The organism is Mesorhizobium sp. M0678, assembly GCF_040320505.1.
Classification (GTDB): domain Bacteria; phylum Pseudomonadota; class Alphaproteobacteria; order Rhizobiales; family Rhizobiaceae; genus Mesorhizobium.
The window spans coordinates 81,701-107,629 of record NZ_JAMYPT010000014.1; the positions used below are offsets into that span (position 1 = coordinate 81,701).

At 62.4% G+C, this 25,929-nt stretch carries 28 protein-coding genes; 13 read left to right on the forward strand and 15 right to left on the reverse strand.

All coding sequences use genetic code 11. The features are described 5' to 3' along the window. Positions 1–16: 16 nt before the first annotated feature. The 5 genes from NKI29_RS23020 (at position 17) to NKI29_RS23040 (ending at position 4,324) form a co-directional block, all read left to right on the forward strand. Entirely contained in the window at positions 17–940 is a 924-nt protein-coding gene (locus tag NKI29_RS23020) for a carbohydrate ABC transporter permease (protein WP_352575248.1), read from the forward strand. A gap of 8 nt (positions 941–948) precedes the next feature. Beyond that, positions 949–1,788, forward strand: coding sequence for a carbohydrate ABC transporter permease (locus tag NKI29_RS23025; RefSeq protein WP_023679838.1), 840 nt, complete (start codon positions 949–951; stop codon positions 1,786–1,788). Further along, the gene (locus NKI29_RS23030) at positions 1,785–2,162 is read left to right on the forward strand and encodes a DUF4304 domain-containing protein (protein WP_352620797.1); all 378 of its coding nucleotides are present in this window, start codon (positions 1,785–1,787) and stop codon (positions 2,160–2,162) included. The genes NKI29_RS23025 and NKI29_RS23030 overlap by 4 nt, the downstream gene beginning before the upstream one ends. A 92-nt stretch (positions 2,163–2,254) precedes the next feature. Continuing rightward, positions 2,255–3,310 (forward strand): Gfo/Idh/MocA family protein, encoded by a 1,056-nt coding sequence (locus tag NKI29_RS23035; RefSeq protein WP_023679836.1) that lies wholly within the window; start codon positions 2,255–2,257, stop codon positions 3,308–3,310. A gap of 15 nt (positions 3,311–3,325) precedes the next feature. Next, entirely contained in the window at positions 3,326–4,324 is a 999-nt protein-coding gene (locus tag NKI29_RS23040) for an ABC transporter ATP-binding protein (RefSeq protein ID WP_023679835.1), read from the forward strand. Positions 4,325–4,532: 208 nt separating this feature from the next. Here NKI29_RS23040 and NKI29_RS23045 read toward each other — a convergent pair whose 3' ends face one another. From NKI29_RS23045 to NKI29_RS23065, 5 genes are all read right to left on the reverse strand, one after another. After that, complete coding sequence (locus NKI29_RS23045) at positions 4,533–5,378, reverse strand: fumarylacetoacetate hydrolase family protein (RefSeq protein ID WP_352620795.1); 846 nt, start codon at positions 5,376–5,378, stop codon at positions 4,533–4,535. A gap of 166 nt (positions 5,379–5,544) precedes the next feature. Then, on the reverse strand, positions 5,545–6,276 hold the full coding sequence (locus NKI29_RS23050; protein ID WP_254815741.1) for an SDR family oxidoreductase: 732 nt from the start codon (positions 6,274–6,276) through the stop codon (positions 5,545–5,547). Between the two features lie 176 nt (positions 6,277–6,452). After that, positions 6,453–8,825, reverse strand: coding sequence for an aldehyde dehydrogenase family protein (locus tag NKI29_RS23055; protein WP_352691316.1), 2,373 nt, complete (start codon positions 8,823–8,825; stop codon positions 6,453–6,455). Between the two features lie 13 nt (positions 8,826–8,838). Further along, on the reverse strand, positions 8,839–9,888 hold the full coding sequence (deoC, locus tag NKI29_RS23060) for a deoxyribose-phosphate aldolase (protein ID WP_352797284.1): 1,050 nt from the start codon (positions 9,886–9,888) through the stop codon (positions 8,839–8,841). 162 nt (positions 9,889–10,050) lie between these two features. Further along, on the reverse strand, positions 10,051–10,878 hold the full coding sequence (locus NKI29_RS23065; protein ID WP_352797286.1) for a ferredoxin--NADP reductase: 828 nt from the start codon (positions 10,876–10,878) through the stop codon (positions 10,051–10,053). Positions 10,879–11,096: 218 nt separating this feature from the next. Here NKI29_RS23065 and NKI29_RS23070 point away from each other — a divergent pair, with 218 nt between their 5' ends. From NKI29_RS23070 to NKI29_RS23080, 3 genes are read left to right on the forward strand one after another with little or no spacing between them, the layout of a single operon-like run. Continuing rightward, complete coding sequence (locus NKI29_RS23070; RefSeq protein WP_352797287.1) at positions 11,097–13,181, forward strand: hydantoinase/oxoprolinase family protein; 2,085 nt, start codon at positions 11,097–11,099, stop codon at positions 13,179–13,181. 1 nt (position 13,182) lies between these two features. Then, positions 13,183–14,868, forward strand: a complete 1,686-nt coding sequence (locus NKI29_RS23075; RefSeq protein ID WP_352797289.1) for a hydantoinase B/oxoprolinase family protein — start codon at positions 13,183–13,185, stop codon at positions 14,866–14,868. Continuing rightward, positions 14,865–15,239: a hypothetical protein gene (locus NKI29_RS23080; RefSeq protein ID WP_352797292.1), complete on the forward strand. Its 375-nt coding sequence runs from the start codon at positions 14,865–14,867 to the stop codon at positions 15,237–15,239. Before NKI29_RS23075 ends, NKI29_RS23080 begins: the two co-directional genes overlap by 4 nt. Before the next feature lie 45 nt (positions 15,240–15,284). On the opposite strand, the gene NKI29_RS23085 is transcribed toward NKI29_RS23080, so the two are convergent. From NKI29_RS23085 to NKI29_RS23100, 4 genes are all read right to left on the reverse strand, one after another. Then, positions 15,285–15,941 carry a methionine ABC transporter permease gene (locus NKI29_RS23085; protein WP_352449593.1) on the reverse strand — a complete coding sequence of 219 codons (657 nt, stop codon included), beginning with the start codon at positions 15,939–15,941 and terminating at the stop codon, positions 15,285–15,287. Next, a complete protein-coding gene (locus NKI29_RS23090; protein WP_502896719.1) occupies positions 15,922–17,019 on the reverse strand; it encodes a methionine ABC transporter ATP-binding protein in 1,098 nt (365 codons plus the stop codon). The genes NKI29_RS23085 and NKI29_RS23090 overlap by 20 nt, the downstream gene beginning before the upstream one ends. A 101-nt stretch (positions 17,020–17,120) precedes the next feature. After that, positions 17,121–17,969: a MetQ/NlpA family lipoprotein gene (locus tag NKI29_RS23095; RefSeq protein WP_352797294.1), complete on the reverse strand. Its 849-nt coding sequence runs from the start codon at positions 17,967–17,969 to the stop codon at positions 17,121–17,123. Positions 17,970–18,312: 343 nt separating this feature from the next. Then, entirely contained in the window at positions 18,313–18,612 is a 300-nt protein-coding gene (locus NKI29_RS23100) for a DUF1236 domain-containing protein (RefSeq protein WP_023677114.1), read from the reverse strand. Positions 18,613–18,816: 204 nt separating this feature from the next. On the opposite strand from NKI29_RS23100, the gene NKI29_RS23105 reads away from it, so the two are divergent. Next, entirely contained in the window at positions 18,817–19,605 is a 789-nt protein-coding gene (locus NKI29_RS23105; protein ID WP_352683906.1) for a DUF1236 domain-containing protein, read from the forward strand. A 105-nt stretch (positions 19,606–19,710) separates the two neighbouring features. Here the strand turns inward: NKI29_RS23105 and NKI29_RS23110 are convergent, their stop codons facing one another. Both NKI29_RS23110 and NKI29_RS23115 read right to left on the reverse strand, forming a co-directional pair. Continuing rightward, positions 19,711–19,953 (reverse strand): polymerase, encoded by a 243-nt coding sequence (locus tag NKI29_RS23110; RefSeq protein WP_352797296.1) that lies wholly within the window; start codon positions 19,951–19,953, stop codon positions 19,711–19,713. A 247-nt stretch (positions 19,954–20,200) separates the two neighbouring features. Further along, positions 20,201–20,755: a DUF4142 domain-containing protein gene (locus NKI29_RS23115; protein ID WP_352797298.1), complete on the reverse strand. Its 555-nt coding sequence runs from the start codon at positions 20,753–20,755 to the stop codon at positions 20,201–20,203. A 233-nt stretch (positions 20,756–20,988) separates the two neighbouring features. Between NKI29_RS23115 and NKI29_RS23120 the strand changes: the two genes are divergently transcribed. Beyond that, positions 20,989–21,231, forward strand: a complete 243-nt coding sequence (locus tag NKI29_RS23120; protein WP_023677110.1) for a hypothetical protein — start codon at positions 20,989–20,991, stop codon at positions 21,229–21,231. A 75-nt stretch (positions 21,232–21,306) separates the two neighbouring features. On the opposite strand, the gene NKI29_RS23125 is transcribed toward NKI29_RS23120, so the two are convergent. Beyond that, on the reverse strand, positions 21,307–21,618 hold the full coding sequence (locus NKI29_RS23125) for a hypothetical protein (protein ID WP_023677109.1): 312 nt from the start codon (positions 21,616–21,618) through the stop codon (positions 21,307–21,309). Positions 21,619–21,926: 308 nt separating this feature from the next. Between NKI29_RS23125 and NKI29_RS23130 the strand changes: the two genes are divergently transcribed. Beyond that, positions 21,927–22,091 carry a DUF3309 family protein gene (locus NKI29_RS23130; protein WP_023677107.1) on the forward strand — a complete coding sequence of 55 codons (165 nt, stop codon included), beginning with the start codon at positions 21,927–21,929 and terminating at the stop codon, positions 22,089–22,091. A 260-nt stretch (positions 22,092–22,351) separates the two neighbouring features. Here NKI29_RS23130 and NKI29_RS23135 read toward each other — a convergent pair whose 3' ends face one another. Further along, entirely contained in the window at positions 22,352–22,549 is a 198-nt protein-coding gene (locus NKI29_RS23135; protein ID WP_292655400.1) for a hypothetical protein, read from the reverse strand. A 501-nt stretch (positions 22,550–23,050) separates the two neighbouring features. On the opposite strand from NKI29_RS23135, the gene NKI29_RS23140 reads away from it, so the two are divergent. Further along, positions 23,051–23,782 carry a Crp/Fnr family transcriptional regulator gene (locus tag NKI29_RS23140; protein WP_023677105.1) on the forward strand — a complete coding sequence of 244 codons (732 nt, stop codon included), beginning with the start codon at positions 23,051–23,053 and terminating at the stop codon, positions 23,780–23,782. Positions 23,783–23,951: 169 nt separating this feature from the next. Further along, the gene (locus NKI29_RS23145) at positions 23,952–24,479 is read left to right on the forward strand and encodes a YciE/YciF ferroxidase family protein (protein WP_023677104.1); all 528 of its coding nucleotides are present in this window, start codon (positions 23,952–23,954) and stop codon (positions 24,477–24,479) included. 136 nt (positions 24,480–24,615) lie between these two features. On the opposite strand, the gene NKI29_RS23150 is transcribed toward NKI29_RS23145, so the two are convergent. Together NKI29_RS23150 and NKI29_RS23155 are read right to left on the reverse strand one after the other, a co-directional pair. Further along, positions 24,616–25,614: an ATP-dependent DNA ligase gene (locus NKI29_RS23150; RefSeq protein ID WP_352797300.1), complete on the reverse strand. Its 999-nt coding sequence runs from the start codon at positions 25,612–25,614 to the stop codon at positions 24,616–24,618. A 30-nt stretch (positions 25,615–25,644) separates the two neighbouring features. After that, complete coding sequence (locus NKI29_RS23155) at positions 25,645–25,812, reverse strand: hypothetical protein (protein ID WP_023677102.1); 168 nt, start codon at positions 25,810–25,812, stop codon at positions 25,645–25,647. Positions 25,813–25,929: the final 117 nt, after the last annotated feature.

Consider the following 25,929-nt stretch of genomic DNA (forward strand, 5'->3'; position numbering starts at 1 on the left):
CGGCGGGACCGAACTCATGGCCGCAACACCGAAAAGACCGTTCCGCTGGCACATCGGCGTCTTTCTGGCGCCGGCAGTGCTGGTCTATACGGCGATCATGATCTTGCCGCTGGCCGGCACGCTGCAGCTCTCCTTGTTCCGCAACATAGACCAATCCCAAGTCTTCGTGGGACTGGCAAACTTCCGCACGCTGTTCGGCGATCCTAACTGGTCGGTGGGCTTCTGGAATGCTCTCCGGAACAATGTCTGGTTCTTCATCATCCACATGCTGGTGCAGAATCCGATCGGCGTCCTTTTGGCGGCGCTGCTGTCGAGCCCGCGGCTGAGATTCTCCGCCTTCTACCGAACGGCGATCTTCGTGCCGACAATCCTGTCCTTCGTCATTGTCGGCTTCGCCTGGAAGCTGATCCTGTCGCCGCTGTGGGGCGTGGCGCCGCATCTGCTCGATCTGGTCGGCCTCAAGAGCCTGTTCACGCCCTGGTTGGGCAAGGAGCAGTACGCGCTGACCACACTCAGCCTGATCTCGGTCTGGCAGTTCGTCGGCATCCCGATGATGCTGATCTATGCGGCGCTCTTATCCATCCCCGAAGAGGTGATCGAGGCGGCTGAATGCGACGGCATCACCGGCATGTCGCAGTTCTGGAAGATCAAGCTGCCGCTGATCCTGCCGTCGATAGGCATCATCTCGATCCTGACCTTCGTCGGTAATTTCAACGCGTTCGACCTGATCTACACAGCGCAAGGGGCGCTGGCCGGGCCGAACTATTCAACCGATATCCTCGGCACCTTCCTCTACCGCGCCTTCTTCGGCTTCCAGTTGCAGATCGGTGATCCCAACATGGGCGCGGCAATCGCCACGATGATGTTCCTGATCATCCTGGGCGGCGTCTGCGTCTACCTGTTCCTCGTGCAGACGCGCCTGCGTCGCTACCAGTTCTGAGGCGCCACATGAGCACGGCAACCCGCTCGCTGCCCCGCACCATTGGCGCGCATGCGATCCTTCTGACCTACACGGCGATCGCGCTGTTTCCGGTAATCATCGTCATCGTCAACTCATTCAAGTCGCGCGCCGCCATCTTCGGTGCGCCGCTGGCGCCGCCGACGCCGAAAACCTTCGATCTAATCGGCTACACGACGGTGATCGGCCAGGGCGATTTCATCCACTATTTCCAGAACAGCCTTGTCGTCACCGTCGCCTCGCTGTTCTTCGTGCTTTTGTTCGGCGCCATGGCGGCTTTCTCGCTGTCGGAATACCGCTTCCGCGGCAATTCGCTGATGGGGCTCTATCTGGCGCTCGGCATCATGATCCCGATCCGCCTTGCCACCGTCGCCATCCTGCAATTGATGGTGGCGAGCGGGCTAGTCAACACGCTGACGGCGCTGATCCTGGTCTATACCGCGCAAGGCCTGCCGCTTGCCGTCTTCATCCTGTCGGAATTCATGAAGCAGGTCTCGGACGATCTGAAGAATGCGGGCAGGATCGACGGCCTGTCCGAATACACCATCTTTTTCCGGCTGGTGCTGCCGCTGGTGCGCCCATCGATGGCGACCGTCGCCGTCTTCACCATGATCCCGATCTGGAACGATCTGTGGTTCCCGCTGATCCTGGCGCCGTCGGAGGAGACCAAGACGGTGACGCTCGGCGCCCAGCTGTTTCTCGGCCAGTTCGTCACCAACTGGAACGCCATCCTGGCGGCGCTGTCGCTGGCAATCATGCCGGTACTGATCCTCTACGTCATCTTCTCGCGGCAGCTGATCCGCGGCATCACTTCGGGGGCGGTCAAGTGAGTGAGGGTCGGGACGCGATCATTCGAGGCCTCACCGAGTCGGCAATCCGCCACAGATTCCGCGGCGTTCGCCAAACAAACTATTATCGCGAATGGCCGGAAACGGTCTGTCTGCTTAACCTTCAGAAGTCTGCCTGGGGACCGCAGTTCTATCTCAATGCAGCAGTCTGGCTGACTCGGTTCGGGATCGAGCGTCGACCAAAGGAATACAACTGTCATATCATCTGGCGTGTCAACTCCCTGATGGTTAGCGAGCAATCCAAGGCATTCACCGAGGCGCTGGATCTGGATCGTCCGTTGCCGGACGACCGGAGGTCTTCTCTGATCAAAGAGGGGGGTCGATACATACGGGTTCGGACTTCTGGCACGTTGTGAAAGCGAAAAGGCTGCTCTGCAGATCGCCAGTGAGTATGGATCGAGTATTAGGATGGACCTGAAAGCCCGCGCTCTACAAAAGGCAAACTGAAATGGACCAACCTCTTCGCGTTGTCATCGCCGGCCTCGGCAACATGGGGCGCAGCCATGCGCTGGCGTATCACACCAATCCGGGATTCCAGATCGCCGCGCTGGTCAACCGCTCCGATGTGCCGCTGCCGGAAGGGCTTTCGAGCTACGGCATCAGGCGCTCCTTCGACGAGGCGCTGCGTGACGAACGGCCCGACGTCGCCTGCATCGCCACCTATTCCGACAGCCATGCTGACTATGCTGTCAAGGCGTTCGAGGCCGGCTGCCACGTCTTCCTCGAAAAGCCGCTGGCAACCACCGTCGCGGATGCAGAGCGCGTGGTCGCGGCAGCCAAGGCCAACGGCAAGAAACTGGTGATCGGCTACATCCTGCGCCATCACCCGTCCTGGATCCGGCTGATCGCCGAGGCACGCAAGCTCGGCGGCCCTTACGTGTTCCGCATGAACCTCAACCAGCAATCCTCCGGCCATAGCTGGGAGACGCACAAGCAGTTGATGCAGACGACATCGCCGATCGTCGATTGCGGCGTGCATTATCTCGACGTGATGCTGCAGATCACCGACGCCAGACCAGTCGAGGTGCGCGGCATGGGGCTACGGCTGAGCGACGAGATCGCGCCGTCGATGTACAATTACGGTCATCTGCAGGTGCTGTTCGACGACGGTTCGGTCGGCTGGTACGAGGCCGGCTGGGGGCCGATGATTTCGGAGACGGCTTTCTTCGTGAAAGACGTGATTTCGCCCAATGGCTGCGTGTCGATCGTCATGAAGGAGGGTGTCAGGTCCGACGACATCGACACCCACACCAAGACCTCGACCATCCGCCTGCACAGTGCGGCGACCGGAGCCGACGGCAAATTCGCCAAACCGGACGAGATGCTGTCGATGCAAGGCGAGCCCGGCCATCAGGACCTCTGCGACCTGGAACAGGCGTTTGTGCTGAAGGCGATCCGCGAGGATCTGGACTTGACCCGTCACATGGACGACGCGGTGAAGTCGCTCGCCGTCTGCCTTGCCGCAGACGAGAGCGTGCGCAGCGGCCTCGCCGTGAAACTCTAGAACAGGGACGACGCCGTGGGCTCGCTGAACATCGAGAACGTAAAAAAGGCCTTTGGGCCGGTCGAGGTGCTGAAGGGCATCAACCTCGAGGTGACCGATGGCGAGTTCGTCGTCTTCGTCGGTCCATCCGGCTGCGGAAAGTCGACACTGCTGAGGGTCATCGCCGGGCTGGAGGACTCGACCTCGGGCCGCGTGGTCATCGACGGGGCGGACGTCTCCGCCACCCCGCCGGCCAAACGCGGCATCGCCATGGTGTTCCAGACGTATGCGCTCTATCCGCATCTGACGGTGAAGAACAATATGGGCCTCGGCCTCAAGCAGGCGGGCACACCGGCGGCCGAGATCGACCGCCGCATCGGCATCGCCTCCTCGATGCTGTCGCTGGAGCCCTACCTCTCGAGGCGGCCGGCCGAGCTCTCCGGCGGCCAGCGCCAGCGCGTCGCCATCGGCCGCGCCGTGGTGCGTGAGCCCAAGCTGTTTCTGTTCGACGAGCCGCTGTCGAACCTCGACGCCGCACTGCGCGTCAACACCAGGCTGGAGATCGCGCAATTGCATCGCCGGCTGAAGGCCACGATGATCTATGTCACCCACGACCAGGTCGAGGCGATGACGCTGGCCGACAAGATCGTGGTCCTTAATGCGGGCAGGATCGAGCAGATCGGCGGACCGATGGAGCTTTACAATTCGCCGGCAAATGAATTCGTCGCCGGCTTCATCGGCTCACCGAAGATGAACTTCGTCGACGGCGCCAGGCTTGGCGAAACGGCAAAGACCATCGGCGTCCGTCCCGAACATCTGACCGTCGATCCCAAGTCCGGCGCCTGGAAAGGCACGGTCGTCCATGCCGAGCACCTTGGCGCCGACACCAACCTCTATCTCGACTGCGAGAAGGCCGGCTTGATCACAGTGCGCATTTTTGGCGTCTATAACGCCGAACCTGGTGCCACGCTCTACGCGACGCCGGATCCGGCGAAGACATACCGGTTTGGAGCCGACGGGAAGGTGCTGAAATAGCTGGTGCCGACTCCCCTTCTCCCCTGTGGGAGAAGCTGGCCGAGCGAAGCTCGGTCGGATGAGGGGTGTTGGAAGGATCGCTGCCCTGAAAGCGTAAGTGCCTAAAATCCCCTGATGTTTTCACGCCTCGTTTCTTCCAGCACCCCTCATCCGTCTCGGCGCTGCGCGCCGATCCACCTTCTCCCACAAGGGGAGAAGGAAGAGCGCCCTACGCATCCGCCTTGAACGTCTGCTTCTGGATGCCCAGCCCCTCGATACCGAGCTCGACCACATCGCCGGGCTTCAGGAAGACCGGCGGCTTCATGCCGAGGCCGACGCCGGGCGGCGTGCCGGTCGAGATGATGTCGCCCGGGTGCAGCGACATGAACTGGCTGAGATAGGAGACGAGATAAGCGACGCCGAAGACCATGGTCTTGGTCGAGCCGTTCTGCATCGTCTTGCCGTTGACCGTCAGCCACATCGGGATGTTCTGCGGGTCCTTGACCTCGTCCTTGGTCACCAGCCACGGGCCGATCGGCCCGAACGTGTCGCAGGACTTGCCCTTGGTCCACTGGCCCTGGCGCTCGGCCTGGAAGGCGCGCTCGGAGACGTCGTGCGCGACGCAATAGCCGGCGACATAATCCAGCGCCTCGGCCTCGGTGACATACTTTGCAGTCTTGCCGATCACCACGCCGAGCTCGACCTCCCAGTCGGTCTTCACCGAGCCGCGCGGGATCAGCACGTCGTCATTCGGCCCGACAATAGCCGAGCTTGCCTTCATGAAGATGATCGGCTCCGGCGGCACGGCGGCACCGGTTTCGGCGGCGTGGTCGGAATAGTTGAGACCGATGCAGATGAATTTGCCGGTGCCGGCGACGCAGGCGCCGATCCGCGGCTTGCCGGAAACCGCCGGCAGCGTCTTCGGGTCGAGCTTCGACAATGTCTCGAGCGATGCCGGGTCAAGCGCCTTGCCGGCAATGTCGGTGACATGGGCGGAGAGGTCGCGGATCGTTCCATCGGCATCGAGCAGGCCGGGGCGTTCGCTCCCCGCCTCGCCATAGCGCAGCAGTTTCATGCAGTTTTCTCCCAGTTGCGACCAGAGGCCGTTTGCAAACTCGCTCCGCTGCGGCGAATGGCGTGGGTTTCGAGAACCGGAGCGGAGCGTACTTAAAGTACGTGAGCACCGGAAGCGCAGAAAGCCGCGTCAGGCGCCCGGCGGAGTAGGGTTTTCAAATGGCCTCTTAGATCGACCAGCCACCGTCGATATTATAAGCCTGCCCCGACGTATAGGTGGCGCCGGCCAGATAGACGGCGAGATCGGCGATTTCCTCGGGCGTGCCGAGCCGGCCCATCGGCTGGCGGGCGATGAAGGCGGCGCGAGCTGCTTCGTAGTCGCCCTGCGCATGCATGCGGTCCTGCAGCGACGGGCTTTCGACCGTGCCCGGACAGATCGCATTGCAGCGTATGCCCTTGCCGACATAGTCGGCGGCGACCGACTTGGTCAGGCCGATGACGGCTGCCTTGGTCAGGCCATAGACGAAGCGGTTCGGCACGCCCTTGGTCGAACTGGCCAGCGATGCCATGTTGATGATCGAGCCGTCGCCGCGCTCCAGCATGCCGGGCAGCACGGCGCGGATGGTGCGGATCATCGAGCGGACATTGAGATCATAGGCAAAGTCGAGATCGCCGTCCTTCATCTCGAGGATCGAGCCGGAATGGACGAAGCCGGCGCAATTGAACAGCACGTCGACGGCGCCGATCTCGGCAAAAGCGGCGTTCACCGCCTCGTCGTTCAGCACGTCGAGCTTGCGGGTCTTGATACCGGGCGTCTTGCCGAGGTCGGCGAGCACCACCTCGTTGATATCGGTGGCATGGACGACGGCGCCGGCCTTGGCGAACGCCAGCGCGCTCGCCCGGCCGATGCCTTGCGCCGCCGCCGTGACGACAACGATTTTGCCTGTCAGATCCGCCATGCTTTTCTCCTCGCCCGTCTGTGGTCGTTCGGCTTTTACCGGCGCAAGGCCGGGGCGCAATGTGCCAGCCGGGCACTACCATCCCGCCTGTTTCGATATTCGCCTGCCAGCCAAATGTTTTTTCTCGGTAAAGAACATTTGTTGGCCCGTCAAGCCCGGACGTCCCTCCGGGACACTCAGTCGCCGTAGGGCACCCAGACGTTCTTGACCTCGATCGCTCGGCGCAGCAAGGCATCGCCGGCTGCTTCGTTCGACGCCCAGTCGAGGCTGTGGCCGTTGCCGGTCCAGACGCGTTTGAGATTGCCGATGGACTCGGCCTCGGCCTTGGCGCAAGTCTCGGCATCGGCGAACACCCAGAGCCCGTCGACATCGTCATGCTTGGCCAATACGCCGGCAAGCTCGGCGCTACTGCCGGTGACGATATTGATGGCGCCTGCCGGAACGTCGGAATATTCGACGACCTGGTAGAGGTCGGTGGCAAGCAGCGGGTATTTTTCGGACGGCACGGCGACCACGGTGTTGCCCATGGCGAGCGCCGGCGCCACCAGCGAGATCAAGCCAAGCAAAGGTGCGTTGTCCGACGCGACAATACCGACGACCCCGACCGGTTCGTGCAGTGCCAGCGTGACGGCGCGGGCCGGCGGCTGGTGGACGCGACCCTCGAATTTGTCGGCCAAGCCGGCATAGAGGAACAGCCGCTCGATCGACAGTTCGACCTCTTCACGCGCCGCCTTGGCGGTCGCGCCGGTAAGTTGGGTGAGGCGCACAGCAAACTCGTCGGCGCGGCCCGAAAGGTTTTCGGCCAGGTAATAGAGCACCTGGCTGCGGTTGTAGGCGGTCGCCTCCGGCCAGGCCTTGCAGGCGCGCGCGGCCGCGACGGCGTCGCGGATATCCTTGCGGTTGCCGAGACCAACCTCGCCGGCAAGCTTGCCCTTGGCGGTGGCGACGGCGAAGGAATAATTGCCGTCCGGCCGGACCTGCTTGCCGCCGATGAACAGCTTTGCCGTGCGGTCGATGGCGTCGCCTTCGGCCTGCTCGACAGGTTGCGCCGAAGACGTCGCCGGTTTGATAACCGGGCCGAGCGGCAGTTTTGCCGAGAGATATTCGAACATGCCCTCGCGCCCGCCTTCGCGGCCAAAGCCGCTCTCGCGGTAACCGCCAAAGCCGCAGGAGGCGTCGAACATATTGGTGCCGTTGACCCAGACGACGCCGGCCTTCAATTGCGGCGCGACGTGCAGGGCAAGATTGATGTTCTCGCTCCACACCGAAGCGGCCAGGCCATAGCGCGTGTTGTTGGCGAGCTCGACCGCTTCCTCGGTGTTGCGAAAGGTCATGGTGGCAAGCACCGGCCCGAACACCTCTTCCTGTGCCAGAATGTTAGCCGGCGAAACACCTGTCGCCAGCGTTGGCAGATGGTAATAGCCCGAGGAGGGCAGCGCCGAGTCCGGCTGCCAGCAGATTGCGCCCTGCTTGGCGCCCTCGGCGATCAGGCCCTTGACGCGATCGAGCTGGGTCAAATCGACCAGCGGGCCGATATCGGTGTTCTTGTCGAGCGGGCTGCCGACGCGCAGCCGGCTCATACGCGTCTTGACCTTGGCGATGAAGGCATCGGCGATGCCCTCCTGCACCAGAAGGCGCGAGCCGGCACAGCAGACTTGGCCCTGGTTGAACCAGATGCCGTCGACCAGCCCCTCGACGGCGCTGTCGAGATCGGCATCCTCAAAGACGACAAAGGCCGACTTGCCGCCAAGCTCCAGCGACAGTTTCTTGCCCGAACCGGCGGTGGCTTTGCGGATGATCTTGCCGACCTCGGACGAACCGGTGAAGGCGATCTTCTGGATGCCGGGATGATTGACGATTGCCCCACCCGCTTCCGGCCCGCCCTGGACGATGTTGACGACGCCCTTCGGCACGCCTGATCGTTCACAGATCTCGGCGAACAGGATCGCGGTGAGCGGCGTGAATTCGGCTGGCTTCAGCACCACGGTGCAGCCGGCGGCGAGCGCCGGCGCGATCTTCCAGGCCAGCATCAAGAGCGGGAAGTTCCACGGGATGATCTGGCCGACGACGCCGACCCCCTTATGGCCTGGAAAATCCCTGTCCAGCGCCTGCGCCCAGCCGGCATGATGGATGAAATGGCGGATGGCCAGCGGCACGTCGATGTCGCGGCTTTCGCGGATCGGCTTGCCATTGTCGATCGATTCCAGCACCGCGAACAGGCGTTGGTGACGCTGCATGGCGCGGCCGATGGCGTAGAGCACTTTGGCGCGTTGATAACCGGTGCTGGCGCTCCATTTCGGCAGCGCTTTTGTGGCGGCCGAAACCGCCGCGTCGATATCGGCGGCACCGGCATCCGACACCTTGGCCAGCAGCTTTCCCGAGGACGGATCGCTGGTGTCGAAGGTTTTGCCTCCGCTGGCTGCCTTCCAGTCGCCGCCGATAAACAGCGCTTTGCCGAAATCCCGCGCGGCAAGCCACGCATCGGCCTCGTTGCGCGCCTCCGGCGCCGGGCCGTATTCCATGGCATGATAGCGTTCGAGAATGTTCATGGCGCGCTCCGAATCACGCCATCGCGTGGCGATGATTGGCCGAGTAGTGGCCGGTCAGATGATGCTCGAGCTGGCGCTCGATGTCGGTCAAAAGGCTCGATGCTCCGAAGCGGAACAGCTCCGGCTCCAGCCACGGCCGGCCCAGTTCTTCTTTCATCAGCACCAGCCAGTCGAGCGAGGCTTTTGCCGTGGAAATGCCACCGGCCGGCTTGAAGCCGATGAGATAGCCGGTTTCCTCGAAATAGGCGCGGATGGCGCGCACCATGGCAAGGCCGACCGGCAGCGTCGCGTTGACGCTTTCCTTGCCGGTCGAGGTCTTGATGAAATCTGCACCCGCCATCATCGCCACCATCGAGGCGAGCATGACGTTGCGCAGCGTCGTGAGGTCGCCGGTGCCGAGGATCACCTTCAGATGGGCCTCGCCGCAAGCGGCGCGCATCGAGACAATCTCGTTATAGAGCTCCTGCCATTTCGCCCCGAATACCAGGCCGCGCGGGATGACGACGTCGATCTCGTCGGCGCCGTCCCTTACCGATGCTTCGATCTCCTGCAGACGTGTCGAAAGCGGTGCAAGGCCATGCGGGAAAGCCGTGGAAACGGCGGCGACATGGACGCCGCTGCCGCGCAGCGCTTCGACGGCAGTGGCGACGAAGGGCTGATAGACGCAGACCGCCGCCGGGCGGATCTTTTCACCAGTAATGCCGAGCCCCTCGGCAATGTCGCGACGGAACGGGTTGACCGCCTTGGCACAAAGCCGGCGCACGCGCTCTTCCGTGTCGTTCGAGTTCAGCGTCGTCAGGTCCATGCAGGCGACGGCGCGCAGCAGCCAGGCGGCCTGGTTATCCGCCTTGATCGAGCGTCTTTTGGTCAGGCTGGCGACGCGGCGTTCCAGCGCCGAGCGGTTGACGCCGCGCATCGATTCCATGAAGCCGAGATCGAGCCTCATGCCGGGATTGCGAGCAATACCATGGGCTTGCGGCATCGGCGCATTGGCGGCGGCGCGCGCCGGCAGCGGCGTGACCTTCGATGTGCCGACGTCGGTTTCGCGGATTGTGCTGCTCATCTCCTGCCCCTTGTTCAGCGACTTATGCCGAAGATAGACCGTGAAGCAGCGCTTCACGAGTCCTTCAAGCGGTCATAGCGGAAAAAGACAGTCAAGGCAGCCGATTTTTGACCGCATGATCAAAATCAGGGTCTCGAACCAGTGGACGCTGAACTGCGCGTCTCAGCCGACGAAGGCGCGCTCGACGACGAAGCTTGCCGGATGGTGCAGCGAGCCTTCCTGGAAGCCGAGGCTTTCGGCCAGTTCCTTGACGTCCTTGAGCATATGCATCGAGCCGCAGATCATGATGCGGTCGGTCTCGGGATTGAGCTTGTCGATGCCGAGATCGCTGTAGAATTTGCCCGAGCCGATCAGCGCGGTGATGCGGCCCATGCGCTCGGAGGTCTCACGCGTCGTTGAATTGTAGAGCGTGACGCGGCCGCCGGTCAGTTCGCCGATCAGCGGGTCGTTCTCAAGTGCTGCCACCAGCTCCTGGCCGTAGGTGAGCTCGGCATTGTCGCGGCAGGTATGGGTCAGGACCACCTGCTCGAACTTCTCATAAGTGTCGGGATCGCGCAGCAGGCTGGCGAAGGGCGCGATGCCGGTACCTGTCGAGATCATGAACAGGCGCTTGGCCGGCGTCAGCGCGTCGACCACCAGCGTGCCGGTCGACTTCTGCCGCATGATGACGGTGTCGCCGATCTCGATCTTCTGCAGCTCCGAGGTAAGCGGGCCGTCCGGCACTTTGATCGAGAAGAATTCGAGTTCGTCGTCCCAGGCTGGGCTGGCGATCGAATAGGCGCGGAACACCGGCTTCTCGGCATTGGGCAGGCCGATCATGACGAACTCGCCGGAGCGGAAGCGCAGCGACTGCGGCCGGGTGATGCGGAACGAAAACAGCCGGTCGGTATAGTGCTTCACCGAGACGACGGTTTCGGCATAGACGTTGGCCGGTATCGGGAACTGCAACGGCCGGGCGCCGGCAGTGTTGAACGCGGATGTGGTGTTCATCAAACCTAACCTTCCGGGCCAGTTCAGCGCCCGCGCCAAATCTTCACCTGCGCGCCCGAACCGGTCAGGTTCCAGCGTGCCGTTTGCACACTCCGAAGCGGTAAGCTCTTGTGTCCGGAATTTATTAGTATACAAACGATATTTGCGTCAAGACGCCGCCGTAAAACAGCTTTCCAAACTAAGGCATGTAGGCAGTTCGGGCATTTCGGGTTTCGACAATGGGACAGAATTTTTCGGCGCAAGCGCTGGATTCGACGGGCAGCGTCGTCGCCGGCATCGATGTCGGCGGAACTTTTACCGACCTGCTTCTGATCGACGGCCGTGACGGTGGCCGGGTGCACATCGCCAAGACCCCGACGACAGTCGACAACCAGGCTTTCGGCGTCGTTTCGGCGCTTGGCGCCACCGGATTTCCGGTCGACGGCATCGACCTCATCGTGCACGGCACGACGACGACCACCAACGCGGTACTGGAGCGCCGGCTGGCCAAGACCGGCATGATTACCACGCGCGGCTTTCGCGACGTCATCGAGCTTGGCCGGCGGACACGGCCGCAAGCCTATGGCATGACAGGCACGTTCGTGCCGATCATTCCGCGCAATCTGCGGCTCGAAGTGTCGGAGCGGGTCGAGGCCTCGGGCGCGGTGCGCATACCGCTCGACGAGGCCGAGATGCGGGCAGCGATTTCACAACTGATCGCAGCCGGCTGCGAATCCCTCGTCATCCATTTCCTGCATTCCTACGCCAACCCGGCGCATGAGCGGCGTGCCGCCGAGATCGCAGGGGAGCTTTGGCCGAACGGCTACATCACGACAGGCCATGCGCTGCTTTCGGAAGCGCGCGAATTCGAGCGCGGGGTGACCGCTTCGGTCAACGCTTCGGTGCAACCGATCCTCGAACGCTATGTCGAGCGGCTGCGCAAGGAGCTGGCGTCAAAGGGCTACGCCCGCGACTTCCTGATCATGAACGGCAATGGCGGCATGATCTCGGCCCGCTTTGTCACACGTGAGTCGGCCAAAACTGTCATGTCCGGCCCCGCTTCCGGCGTCATTGCTGCCGCCTATACGGGAAAACGCGCCGGCTTCGAAAACCTGGTCACCTATGACATGGGCGGCACCTCGACCGACGTGGCGCTGATCCGCAACGCCGAGCCGGCGGTGTCGAATGAGATCGAGATCGAGTATGCGATGCCGATCCACGTGCCGATGGTGGCGGTGCATACGGTCGGCGCCGGCGGCGGCTCAATCGCCCGCGTCGATGCGGCAGGCCTGATCCAGATCGGCCCGGAAAGCGCCGGCGCCAATCCCGGCCCGATATGCTACGGACGCGGCGGCTTGGAGCCGACCATCACCGACGCCAATCTGGTGCTCGGCAGGCTGGCGCCGAAGAAGCTGCTCGCGGTGGAAAACCCGGTCACCGTCGAACGGGTCACCGGCATATTCGAGGACAGGATCGGCCGCGCCACAGGCTTGTCCGGCGTCGAGGCGGCGGGTGCAGTGCTGCGGCTCGGCAACGTGAAGATGGCCGGCGCCATCCGCATGGTCTCGGTGTCGCGCGGCCACGACCCGCGCGATTTCGCGCTGTTCGCCTTCGGCGGCGCCGGGCCGCTGCATGCGACGGCATTGGCGCGCGAACTAGGCCTGCCCAAGGTGCTGGTGCCGGCGCGGCCGGGCATCACCAACGCGCTCGGCTGCGTCGTCGCCGATCTGCGCCATGATTTCGTTAATACGGTCAACCAGCCGGTAGCCAGTCTCGATGAAATCCAACTCCACGAGACATTGGAACGGCACCGAAACGAAGGCAAGGAGCTGATCGGCAAGGAGGCGGTGAAGCCGGAAATGATCCGCGTCACGCATTCCGCCGACATGCAGTTCGTCGGCCAGACGCATATCATCAACGTGCCGCTGCCGTCGTCTGCGGTGACACGCGAGGGACTGCAGCAACTGTTCGAGAAGGCCTATTTCGCCCGCTTCAAGGTCCAGTTGCCGGAAATCCGCGCCAATCTGGTCAACCTCAACACCTCGGTCACCGGCGTGCGGCCGGCAATCGATCTGTCCCGGCTGATCGACCCGGCTGGGCGCGCCAAAACGCTCGAAGAGGCGCGGCGCGAGATCCGGCCTGTCTGGTATGGCGGGCGCTGGTACGACACGCCGGTCTACAGCAGAGAGAAGTTGCCGCTCGACGCAACAATCCAAGGTCCGGCGATCCTCGAACAGATGGACGCGACGACTGTGCTGGAGCCCGGCGATCGGGCGCGATCGGATGCCGACGGCAACATCATCATCGATATCGGTGAGGCCTGAGATGGAAAAACTCGACGCCATCACCCTTTCGGTCATCCAGGCGGCGCTACAGCAAGTCTGCGACGAAATGGACCTGACATTTTCGCGCGCCGCGTTCTCGCCTGTCATCGCCGAGGCCAATGACCGTTCGGATGGCATCTATTCGGCGCTCGATGGTTCGCTGATCGCGCAAGGCAGCCAGGGCCTGCCGGTGTTCGTCGGCGTCATGCAGTATTCGACCAAAACCGTGATCGAGATGATCGCCGACGGACGCTGCCTGCCGCCCGAGCCGGGCGATATCTACATCGTCAATGATCCCTATCTCGGCGGCACCCATCTCATGGATGTGCGCTTCGCCATGCCGGTCTACCGCGACGGCAGGATATTCTGCTGGCTTTCGAACACCGGCCACTGGCCCGACATTGGCGGTTCGGTGCCGGGCGGCTTCTCCGCCTCGGCAACGGCGGTGGAGCAGGAAGGCTTGCGGCTGCCGCCGGTGAAATTGTTCAAGAAGGGCGCGCTCGACCCTGAGATCTACGCCATCATCTGCTCCAACATCCGTGTCGCCGACCAGCGCATTGGCGACATCCGGGCGCAGGCGGCGGCACTGCTGATTGGTCAAGACCGACTGAACGGAATCCTGGATCGTTACGGAGATGAAACGGTCGTCGATGCGATCGCCGAACTGCGCCGCCGCGCCGCCGAACAGATGCGCGCGAACATATCAGCCATTCCCGACGGCATTTACCGGTCGCAGGCTTTTGTTGATTCCGACGGCGTGGTCAACGAGCCGCTGACTATCGCGCTGGCGGCCGAAAAACAGGGCGACACGCTCAGCTTCGACTTCTCCGGTTCGTCAAAGCCCTGCGCTGGGCCGATGAACAGCGTGCTGGCGACGACCTTGTCCTCGGTCTATCTCGCCATGCGGCACATTTTCCCCGATGTGCCGATCAGCGCCGGCGCCTTCGAGCCGCTGATCGTCAAGCGGCCGGAAGGCACCTTCCTCGACGCCAAATATCCGCGGCCGGTATCGGGCTGCGCGGCTGAGGTTTCGCAGCGCATTGCCGAGGCGGTGTTCGCTGCGATGGTGCAGGCGCTGCCGGACAAGGTGACGGCGGCTCCGGCCGGCTCCAGCGGCAATTTCGCGCTCGGCGGCAACGATCCGGCCCGCGGCCGCGATTATGTCATGTACCAGATCTCCGGCGGCGGCTATGGCGGCAATGCCGGTCACGACGGCCTGACCAATGGCTGCTCGACCATCGGCATCTCCAAGTCGCCGCCGGTCGAGATCATGGAGCAGGCCTTCCCGGTGCTCTACCGGCATTATGCCTTACGCGAAGGCTCGGGCGGCGCCGGCAAGCACCGCGGCGGGTTTGGGCTCGCCTATGAGGTCGAGATCCTGCGCGGCGACGCCCGCGCCTCTTTCGTCATGGATCACGGCCGCTTCGGCCCGCAAGGCGCGCTCGGCGGCAAGGACGGCGCGGTCAACACGGTCACCGTGTTCCGTGACGGCAAGGAACATGTGCCGCCGCACCTCTCCAAGGAACAGGACATCGCGCTGAAGGCAGGCGATCGCGTGCGCGTTAGCACGCCGGGCGGCGGCGGCTACGGCGATCCGTTGCAGCGGGATCCGGAATTGGTCGCTCGGGACGTCAGGCTAGGGTACTATACCGCCGAGCAAGCCAGGGACCTGTTCGGGATCAAATGAATCCACAAGACAAATTCAAATGCCGTGTCTGCGGCCTCGATCAATCTCCCGATCTGCCATGGGGCGAGAACGGCAAAGAACCCAGCTACATCATATGTTCGTGCTGTGGAGTGGAGTTCGGCTACGAAGACGACGGCCTCGGCAATTGTTTGTCAATTCGCCGGCATTGGGTGGAGGTTCGGCGATGCAAGTGGTTCGCGCCGGAGGATCGGCCGCTCGATTGGGACATGCCCGCTCAAATCAGAGGTATTCCGTTAGCCTATAAAGGCGCAGAGGATGAGCAACTGATCCAACGATATCTGCAGGCCGGAGAGCCGCCGCTACAAGGCTTGGCGGCGCTGAGCGCGGTGGAGAAGCCGGACCGGCAGTGAGGGTTTTACCGGGTGCTGGCATATCGCCCAGACCGCTGCGCACCGCTATGCCCTGTGGTCCAGCCTCGCGACCAGCCGGTCGCCGGCCCACTGGATGCCGCAGACCAGGATGATCAGCACAATGACAACGGCGATCATGACGGACGTCTCGAAGCGCTGGTAGCCGTAGCGGATGGCGAGGTCGCCGAGCCCGCCGGCGCCGATGGCGCCAGCCATGGCCGAGGCGCCGATAAGCGTCACCAGCGTCACCGTGAAGCCGGCGACGATGCCGGGCAACGCTTCCGGCACCAGCACCTCGCGAATGATCGTCCAGCGGTTGCCGCCCATGGCGCGTGCTGCCTCGATCAGCCCGTGGTCGACCTCGCGCAGCGACACTTCGGCGATCCGCGCATAGTAGGGCGTCGCCGCGATCGACAGCGGCACAATCGCTGCCCAGGTGCCGATCGAGGTGCCGACGATCAGCCGCGTCACCGGGATCAGCGCAACCAGCAGGATGATGAAAGGCACCGAGCGGAAGCCGTTGATGACCGCTCCGAGCGCGCGGTTCACCCACAGGTTTTCGGCGATACCGCCGCGGTCGGTGGCGACCAGCGCCAGGCCGAGCGGCAGCCCGAAAACCAGCGAGATGAGGCCGGAGGCGGCCGTCATCAGGATCGTTTCCCAGATCGAACGGACGAGAAGCTCAAACAGAACCGGCGACATGGCCAAGCACCTCCACCCGCGCTTGGCGGGCTTTCAAGAACGCGATCACCTCTGCCAGGTGAGCTTCATTGCTGCCGGCGACCGCCACGAACAGTGTCCCGACAGGCTGCTGCTGAACGTGATCGATGCCGCCATGCACGAGGCGGAACGAGCCGGGAACTGCCGAGGCAAGATCGGACAAAAGCGGGCTTCGGGCGGCCTCACCCGCCACGTCGATCCTGAGGATCGCCTCCACGCCGGCGTTCTGCGTTAGCCGGCTTGCGATCTCCGCCGGCAATTGCGGCCGGATGCCGCCGAGCAGGCTTTGTGTGATCGCCGACTTCGGATCGGCAAACACCGACCACACCGGCCCTTGCTCGACGATCCGCCCAGCGTCGATCACCGCGACACGATCGGCGATCGAACGGATCACCTCCATCTCATGGGTGATGAGCAGGATGGTCAGGCCGAGCTGCCGGTTGATATCTCTGAGCAAGGCGAGGATGGAGCGCGTCGTCTCCGGGTCCAATGCCGAGGTCGCTTCGTCGGACAGCAGCAGCGCCGGGCGCGCCGCAAGCGCCCGGGCAATGCCGACGCGCTGCTTCTGCCCGCCCGACAGCGACGCCGGATAGGCTTTCGCCTTCTCCGACAGGCCGACGAGCTCGAGCAGCTCGGCAGCGCGCGCCAGGCGTTCGGCCCTGGGCCGGCCTTCGATCTTGAGCGGCATCGCTACATTGTCTTCGACCGTCTTGGCGGACAGCAGGTTGAAATGCTGGAAGATCATGCCGATACGCCGGCGCAGCGGTTGCAATTCGCGCTCGCCGAGCCGGCTGATGTCGCGGCCTTCGATGAAGACCTGTCCTGTATCCGGCCGCTCCAGGCCGTTCAGGCAGCGTATCAGCGTCGACTTGCCGGCGCCGCTCCGGCCGATGATGCCGAGGATCTCGCCCTGGCGCACGCTGAGCGATACGCCGTCCAGTGCCGCTGTCGCGCCGAAGCGGCGCTTCAGCTCGATGAGGCGCACGACGTCGTTCGGTCCGGCGGAACGGCTGCCGGCGGGATGCATGACTTCGGTGACCGAGGCGAAATGCTGGTTCATGAAAGTTCCTGTATTGGTGTCCCGCAAAACGCGATCGCGGTCCGCGTTGGAGCGCGGACCGCTTTATCATGCCGGGCTTCAGCGCCAAGTCGAGCTCGGTATCAATAGGCGCTGATGCCGGTTCCCTTGTAGACTCGGTCGAATTCGGCCTTCACCTTTTCGTTCTGGTAGGAGGCGACCAATGTCTTTACCCAGGGCTGGTTTTCATTGCCGGCCTTGACCGCGATGAAGTTGCGGTAGGGATTGTCGGCCACCGCCTCCTGGGCGATGCGGTTCTCCGGTGTGAGGCCGCTTTTAAGCGCCCAATCCGTGTTGACCACGGCCCCGCCGAGGTCTTCCACCGAGCGCCCGACGATGCCTGCGTCCAGCTCCTTGATGACCAAGTGCTTCGGGTTTTCGGCGATGTCGGTGGTCGTCGCCAGAATGCCGGTGCCTTCCCTGAGCTTGATCAGATGTTCGCTCTGCAGGACGCGCAGCGCGCGGCCTTCGTTGGACGGATCGTTCGGCACGCCAATGACGGCGCCTTCGGGCAGGTCGGCAATCTTCGTGTACTTCTTGGAATAGAGGCCGATCGGCCACACCCCGGTATAGCCGACCGGGACTATGTGATAGCCCTGCGTCTTGATCTGGTTGTCGAGATAGGGCTTGTGCTGGAAGGCGTTGGCGTCGATTTCGCCGCGCTCCAGCGCTTCGTTCGGCTGGGTATAATCGTTGAACACCACGGTCTCGATCGTCAGGCCCCTCTCCGCCGCCTGGGCGGTGACGACGCGCCAGACGTCCTCGTCCTCGCCGCTCATGATGCCGACCTTGACCGCCGTCTTGTCTTCGGCGAACGACGGCGCAGCAAGGCCGACAATCCCAACCGCCGACGCGAAAAGTACAGCCAGACCGGCGCGCCGGTTTATACTTGCGGAGAGAAATGAGAGCAAAGTGTTGGTTTTCCCAGACATGATCTATCCCGTCGGTTCTGAAGTCGTTGCGGCCAGGCGGAGTGCCAAGCCTTGCTGGCATCATCGGGAATGCTGACCGTCGGATCAAAGCACCGTATTTCCCGCGAAATGCGAAGCCAGGAATATTCTCTCAAAGTTTCGGGCCTGGCGAGCACAGGGCGTGCTGGGATCATGCGTTCTAAGCCAATGCTGGTTCAGAAATTGTCCGGACGTCGTCTCCGCTGAGGCCCGCCGTGCTTCGAAGCGGCGGGCCTTTCTGCGTCCGAATGCCCAACACGGGCAGCGGTGTGGGATGTCGACAATGCTGGACGCGCCGCATGTCCCTTCAAAGCGACGCGCTTGCTCACTCGATGACCTTTACAATCCTGCGCGTGCCAGGATCGACCAGGACGGTCCGATTGTCGACGACGACATAGCGGTATTTGACGTCGGGAACCTCATGAAGCTCGACGGTATCGGGCAGGGTCGAGCCGACATTGAGCTCCACGCCGGGAAGCTGCACGGACGCCAGAGGCTGCTTTTTCACATACTCGCGTACGATCGTCTCCTGCTGCGGTTCGATGACCACGTCCTGAGCGGCAGCGGCGCCAATACCCGCAAGCAGCAAGAACCCAGCCGCGGCTGCCGAAAGATGCATTCTCATGATCGTCTCCTTTCGTCGTGAGCCACCTCTGCGCTGCGCCGCGTCATGCTGTTCGCAGCGGGGTCGCTATAGGCCGGTAACGTCATCAGGTGGAGCTTGTTCCGCCACTCGGATCGCTTGCCGTCTCGCTCCATTAGTTTGGAACAAAGTTTTTTAGCCGCGGTTTTACGCGGTGAAGGGACGCGTTTTCCAAGGAGATCTCTCATGAAAGGCGTTCTGATCACCAGCATGCTAGCAATCAGCGTCAGCTGCGGGGCTGCACTTGCCCAGACGCAGCAGTCGACCGACGACCAGTCCGGCGCCAATTGTGCAGCCGGCACTGCCAATTGCCAGAACGGCGCCAAAATGGGCGAGCAGGCTCAGGGCAAGGCCGGCGCTACGACTGATCAACAGGCGCAAGGCAACAAGAAGCTGAAGACCGATGAGCAAGCCCAGGGCAAGGCCGGCGCAACGACTGACCAGCAAGCCCAGGGCAAACCGAAACTGAAGACCAACGAGCAGGCTCAGGGCAAGGCTGGCGCCACGACTGACCAGCAGGCCCAGGGCAACACAAAGATGAAGACCGATCAGCAAGCCCAAGGCAAGGCCGGACCCACCACCACCGAGCAGACCCAAGGCAACACGAAAATGAAGACCGAGGAGCAGGCTCAGGGCAAGACTGGGACCACGACCACCGAGCAGACTCAGGGCAATGCCTCGACGCAGACGCAAGACCAGAGTTCGACCGCGTCCATCAACAATGTAACCGTTGAACAGAAGACGGAGATCACGCAGGTCATCAAGGAGACGAACGTCCAACCGGTTTCCAGCGTCGATTTCGACATCTCTGTCGGTGTCGAGGTTCCGCGAAAGAAGGTCCGGCTGCATCGCCTGCCGGCGCGCATCGTCAAGATCGTTCCGGCTTACGAAGGCTATGAGTATTTCGTGCTCGCCGACGGCCGGATCGTCATCGTCGACCCGAATACCTACAAGATCGTGATTATCCTGACCTAGTCGTGGCCAGACGGTCTACCGTGAGTTGATGCACCAAAAAAGCCCGCCGCGCAGCTCGGGCGGCGGGCTTTTCCGTACCCGGCTCCAGCGTCTGCAAATCGCAAATCAAGGTCCGTCCTCGGGGCGAGGAGCGAGCACGGTGTGATCGATGGTGTCGGGCAGGCAGGGACTGGGCACGCAGCTTGTTCGGACCGACGCGGTGGTCATGGCATCGATATCCGTAACCAGCACCATTCTCGCGTAGTGCCGCGGCCACAGCGGCTCTCCAAACAGGACGAAGACGCCGCCAATCATCAAGGCCAGCAACATGAGTGCCGTAACATTTGCAAATATCTCGCCGTAGCGCATGAAGGCAGCCTGTCCCGTTCGGAAAGCGATTTCAGCCTGTGACAGCGGCGACCAGGACGGCGCCGAAAGCCGGCGCTACTATCCTTGAGGCCCCGCGAATGCCGCCTTCCATTGGATCCTCCCCGAACAAGCCGGATAAATAACGGCACTCTCGGTGCTTTGTTCCCGGCCGTGTGGCCGGACGACAGCTGCGTCACACAGGCCGTGTGTGGGGCGGCCTTTCGTTTGCAAAAGGCACTCTTCGCTCTCATTGATGCGCGGCAGCGAGGTCCTTGAGATGACGTTCGTGCATTTGCAGCACCGGCAGCGTCTTCTTGGCAAACTCCTTCATCGCCGGATCGTCGCCGGAATTCGCGTAAGCGGAAAACAGCGCCACCGCTTCCTTATGCGCCTGGGTCTGCATGTCGATATATTTCGATTGGAAGCTGTCCCCGCTGGCCTCCTTGAGTTGGTCGAGCAGCGCCTGGTGCTTGGTGTCCAGCGACGGGCCGGCTGGCGCGGTGGCCGAAGTCGTCTGACCCTTGCTGAGCGCCGCCTTGAAGTCCTCGCCGGCCTTGGTGTGGTCCCTGACCATTTGCGCCGCGAATGCCTTCACGTCGTCGGCAGTCGCCTGCGTCTGCGCAAGTCGGCTCGATTCGATTTCGAATGTATTGGCGATGGGCACGGTCTTGACGAACGTCGCGGTGTCAACCTTGCTCATGGTGTCGGTCGTTAGAGGCGTCAGCGTCGCCGATTGGGCAAAAGCAGCCACAGGTGCGCCAGCCATCATCGCTGCCGCAGTGATGGATAGAAGGGTTTTCATGGGGGTTCTCCGAGACTGATGTCATCCCTCCGATGGCTCAACGCGCAAGCTGCGGCGAGGTTGCCTGGTCGTGGCGGCCACAGCCGCCGCCACGCCAGACAATGGTTTGGAAACGCAAAACAAAAGACGCCGGCTGCGTCCTGCAAAGTGCAACGCAAGCCACGAGATCGTACGGAATCGTACAAGCTCTTTCGCTTTGCGGCAGTCTTGCTATCGTTGGCTGGGAGAGATGGGTGGAGGCTTCCGTGGGGCAGATCAAGTCGCCGCTAGGAATCGGTATTGACACCGACGCTGCCGTTCATACCATCATGGCCGACTATCATTCCGGCGACATTCTCTCGACCACCGTCGTCATAGCCGATTTGCGCAAACGCTTTCCCTGGTTCCGGCAAACCGACGAGGAGCTGGTTGGCTTCATCGTTCGGGCGCTGGACGGTCGGGATATCGCGGTCAGCTTCGACCACCGCGGCCGCTAGGCTGATTTTACGGCAAAACCAGCCGGCCGCGGAGCTTAAGCTCCGCGGCCTCGTCAGGCTGTGATGACCGGGCGCTTACTTGCCGCAGTGGTTGTCGTTCACCGTCGGCGCCATCGTGCCCGGAGCCTTGCCGGTCGCATCGGGCAGAGCCCCCTGCGGGCCCGGCGGGCAATTCCGGTCGGCATTCGAATTCGTCGTTGAGAAATCGCGAATGCTGTTGGTGATGGTCGAATCCGTGCCGGTGTCAGGGCCGCCATTATCCGGGACTACGATCGTCCGCCCGCTACCGTCGGCAGCGGCTCCGGAAGGGTCGCCGACGTTCTGCGCCATCGCTGACGTAGCCAGACCGATCGTAAGCGCCGAAGCTGCGAGAATTTTCGTGAGCATGATGCTTCTCCTTTTTACGAGGGTCGTCGCGTTGCGACTACGAAAACAACCGTTCGGGCGAGCGAAGGTTCCGACAAATTTCCTATGAATTCAGCATGTTCTCAGGTGTTCAAGGTGGCCGCCATGCCATTCTCCGCGGGCACGCATCTGTGGACTTTTCTAACGGCACAGCCCGGCATTTTGCTCGCCGCATGAGCGTACGCCTTACCGTTCCGCCGGAACAGGAATGCTTCTTGCGAGTTCATACCTTTGTACAATGCGACGCGCTGATGCGAATGGCGGCAGCGCAAACAAGGAGAGCAGACATCATGGGCCTTGGAACCATTCTCATCATAATCTTGGTCCTTGCCTTGCTTGGCGGCTTCAGCGGCTTGGGCGGCGGACCGTTCTATGGCACCGGCTATTACGGTGGTGGCGGCCTCGGCCTGGTGCTGCTTATCGTCATTATCCTGGTCCTGCTTGGGCGCATTTGATGCACGTCGCGCAAAAGTGTGCAGCGGTTTTGTGATAGCGACATGCATAAAACAGGAACCTAAAGCGCATCGCATGAGGCCAGTCGAACGCGACGCGCCTTAGTGTCACGCTCGCGACAAAAACGCCTGCCGCTTGGTAACAAACGCCGGGCGTTTTGGAGACAAGATTTCCATGATCCTTGGCCAACCAGGATCCCTGGCTAAAAAGGCCGACCCGGTGCCGAACCTTTCGGCACCGAGGACACCACCATAGCAGCAGCTTAGTGTTGGCGATCGGCGGCCAGCGCTTCTTTCAGATCGGCGCTGAGCACGCCTTCGTTGAACAGCGACATGATACGGGCGGCCAACCGCTCGCGGACAGGACTGTCGTCCGCAACACCCAACTCGCGGCAGCAGTCGTCGAGCGCTTTTTTCAGCACGCTCAGTTCGGCTGGAGTTGCTGCACCTTGCATCGACATGCCATCCTCCCTTGAAAAAGGGCGAAAGCGCGAAGCGTCTTTCAAGCGTCCACTCGCCATGTCTGTGTGGACGACTCCAATTCAATTAGCGCCGATCTCGTCCAAACTCAATGTACGGAAATTACCAAACAGACAGTTTGGGAACGACTGCCTTGCACCTGCATTGTTGCTGCGATCCAACCCACCCCTCATTTGGATCATTGGGCGTAGCCCACGACGCCCGAATGGAGCCCGTTGCATCCCTCGCGACGGGCTCTTTCGCGTCCGGTGACCTCAATTGTCGTTTTCGTACCAAACCGTCTTTGGTACGTTTCCAACTCTAACTTTCAGTCGGATGTTTTCGTAGGCAAGCGGCAGGAGAAACTGTCGTGCATCGATTCATTTTTTTATTTAGTAGGCTCCATACCTTTCAGTGCCTATATGAGCGTTATCGTCCGCAGGTTATACCGGGCGCGGACGGCTGGGAGATAAAAAAGCTCTTGCCCTGTTTTGGGGCTAGCTATGTCTGATCCAGCAATTTCCAATAGAAATCTATACAGAAACAAGCTGTTGCGCCGGATGAGCGCCGGCGATTTCGCATCTCTCGAGCCGCACATCGAGCGCTGTTCACTGGAGTTACGGCAATCGCTCGAAGTGTCCGGATCCCCGATCGAGGCCATTTATTTCCTCGAGGACGGCATCGGTTCGGTGGTTGCGAAAATGCCGAACGGCAGCGATGCGGAAGTTGGCCTTGTCGGCTTGGAAGGTATGACCGGCTCGGCCCTGATAATGGGCGACGACCGTACGGTCCATGATTGCTATGTGCAGCTGGCGGGAGAAGCCGCCAGGATCGACGCCGAGCCGTTCAAGGCGGCGCTGACGCAAAGCCCGACGCTGCGGCTGTTCTTGCTGCGCTACGTGCAATATCTGCATGTCCAGACCGGCTATACGGCGCTGGTCAACGCGCGATCGAAACTTGAAGACCGGCTGGCGCGCTGGCTGCTCATGTGTGACGATCGGGTGGACGGCGGCCGGCTGACGATCACTCACGAATTCCTGTCGATCATGCTTGGCGTAAGGCGTCCGGGTGTCACGGTCGCGCTGCAGCTGCTCGAGGGGCGAGGGCTCATCCGGTCCCGCCGCGGCGAAATTATCATTCGCGATCGCGATGGTCTCGTCGCACTGGCGGATGGCGGCTACGGCCTGGCCGAGGCCGAATATACCCGCCTGGTCGAGCATATCGGCGAGCGCTGACGGCGCTTTCCTGGCCGATTGCTGCCGCAGGTCGAAGCCCCTTGCGACACTACACGGCGGGTCGGAAAAATTTTCAAAGCTCCCGGACCGTCAGGGAACTTGTTTCCCGTCGGAGGGTTATGGGACGCCTCTACTTTGCGAGGCGGCACCAACCATTCGGGAGAGGATCATGGCGACCACGAAAAAGGCCGCGAAGGCGGCAAGCAAGGGCCTTGAGGATCTGTTCCTCGACGGGCTCAAAGACCTCTACTACGCCGAGAAGAAGATACTGAAAGCGCTGCCTAAAATGGCCAAGGGCGCGGAGTCGGAAGAAGTGACCGCCGCCTTCGAGAAACACCGCATGGAAACCGAAGGACATGTCGACCGCCTGGAGGAGGTGTTCGAGAAGTTCGGCAAGCCGGCCCGTGGCAAGACCTGCCCGGCGATTGACGGCATTATCGAAGAGGGCTCGGAAGTGCTCGAGGAGTATAACGGTGCTCCCGCGCTCGACGCCGGGCTTGTCGGCGCGGCGCAGGCCGTCGAACATTACGAGATCGCTCGCTACGGCACTTTGATCGCGTGGGCGGAAGAACTCGGCAAGAGCGACGTTGTCGAGCTGCTCAGGGCAACTCTCAAGGAAGAGGTCGCGACCGACGAAGCGCTTTCCAAGCTCGGCGAAAGCGGTGTCAACGAACGCGCAATGCAAGAAGCCGCTTGATTTCAAAACCGCAACCGAGCCTCGGAAATGGTTGCCAAGGCTCGGTTGGCCGCGGGAAACCGGTGAATTCTGCATTGGTCCCTCATGAACGGTAGGGCGGGCAGCTAGAGCCTTGAAGCGGTGCCTCGGAGCGGATTCACTCGATCTGCTCGAACGTGCATTGCCGGGGCTCTTTGTCCGGCCGCCAGCGCAACAGCTTGGTTCCGTGCCGGAACCGGTCGCCTGTCACATGGTCGAACCGAACCTCGACCACCAGTTCAGGCTTTATCGGTTCCCATTGTCCGCTGCGCTCCGTGCTCCAGCGGCTTGGTCCGCCCGGCGCCTTGCCGGTGAAACCCGGTTTGGCCCGCAGTTTTTCCAGCCGTCTGGTCAGCGCCGCCCTGTCGTCCCTGCCGATGGTCGAGGTGAACCCGACATGGTCCAGCCTGCCTTCGTTGTTGTAGAGGCCGAGCAGCAGGGATCCGACTTCGTTGCTGCCGGCGAGATAGCGAAAGCCGCCGACCACACAATCCGCAGTGCGCAGCCGCTTGACCTTGACCATGGCGCGCTCGCCGGGCCGGTATGGCCCGGCGATCAGTTTTGCAACGACACCGTCGGTCGAGCCATGGCCGGCGCCTTGCAGCCAGCGCTCGGCGGCAGCGGCGTCGTGCGTATATTTGGACAGGTGCAGTTCGGGCCGTGCCGCCGACGCGACAAAGGCCTCAATCGCCTGCCTCCTGGTGGTGAGAGGCTCTTCGATGATGATCCCGCCGCCGGGTTCGGCCAGCATGTCGAACAGGACCAGCATGGCAGGCGTCTCGAGGCTCAACTTGCGGATCCTGCTTTCGGCGGGATGAAGGCGCATTTGCAGGGCCTCGAACGAGGACGATCCGTCGACCTCGATGACGATTTCGCTGTCGGCAACAAACCGCCGCGACCTCACATCGCGCAGCACCGCGACCAGTTCGGGAAAATAGCGGCCAAGCGGCTTGCCCGATTTTGCACGCAGATCGACGGCATCGTCGCCCTTGAACACGAGGCAGCGAAACCCGTCCCATTTCGGTTCGTACTGCCAAAGCCCGTCGCCGCCAGGAATTGCGTCGGCGGCTTTGGCTTCCATCGGACGAAGGTCGAGCGGCAACGGAAATGCGGTCATGGCTGGTCCGCGCCGCCGCTGAGGCATTCGCTACCGCCGTCGGCCATTCCCCTGCGCCCCGCTTTCCCGCCTCGGCACCTTGCGGCCGGTTTGGTCGGGTGAAGGCGACCGCGGATCGACCTCGTCGGACCCACCGATCTCCTTGGTGATGCGATAGGCCAGATAAGCGACGGCTCCGGCAAGCAGCAAGCGGACCATGACTGCAAATCCTTCGTTGGCGTGAACCCACCAACCCGCAGGCCGAAGGTTTTGTTCCGCCGCTGCCCATCGCCGGGGTGAATCGTCGGCGGCGCAACCAAAATCCAAGCGCATCGT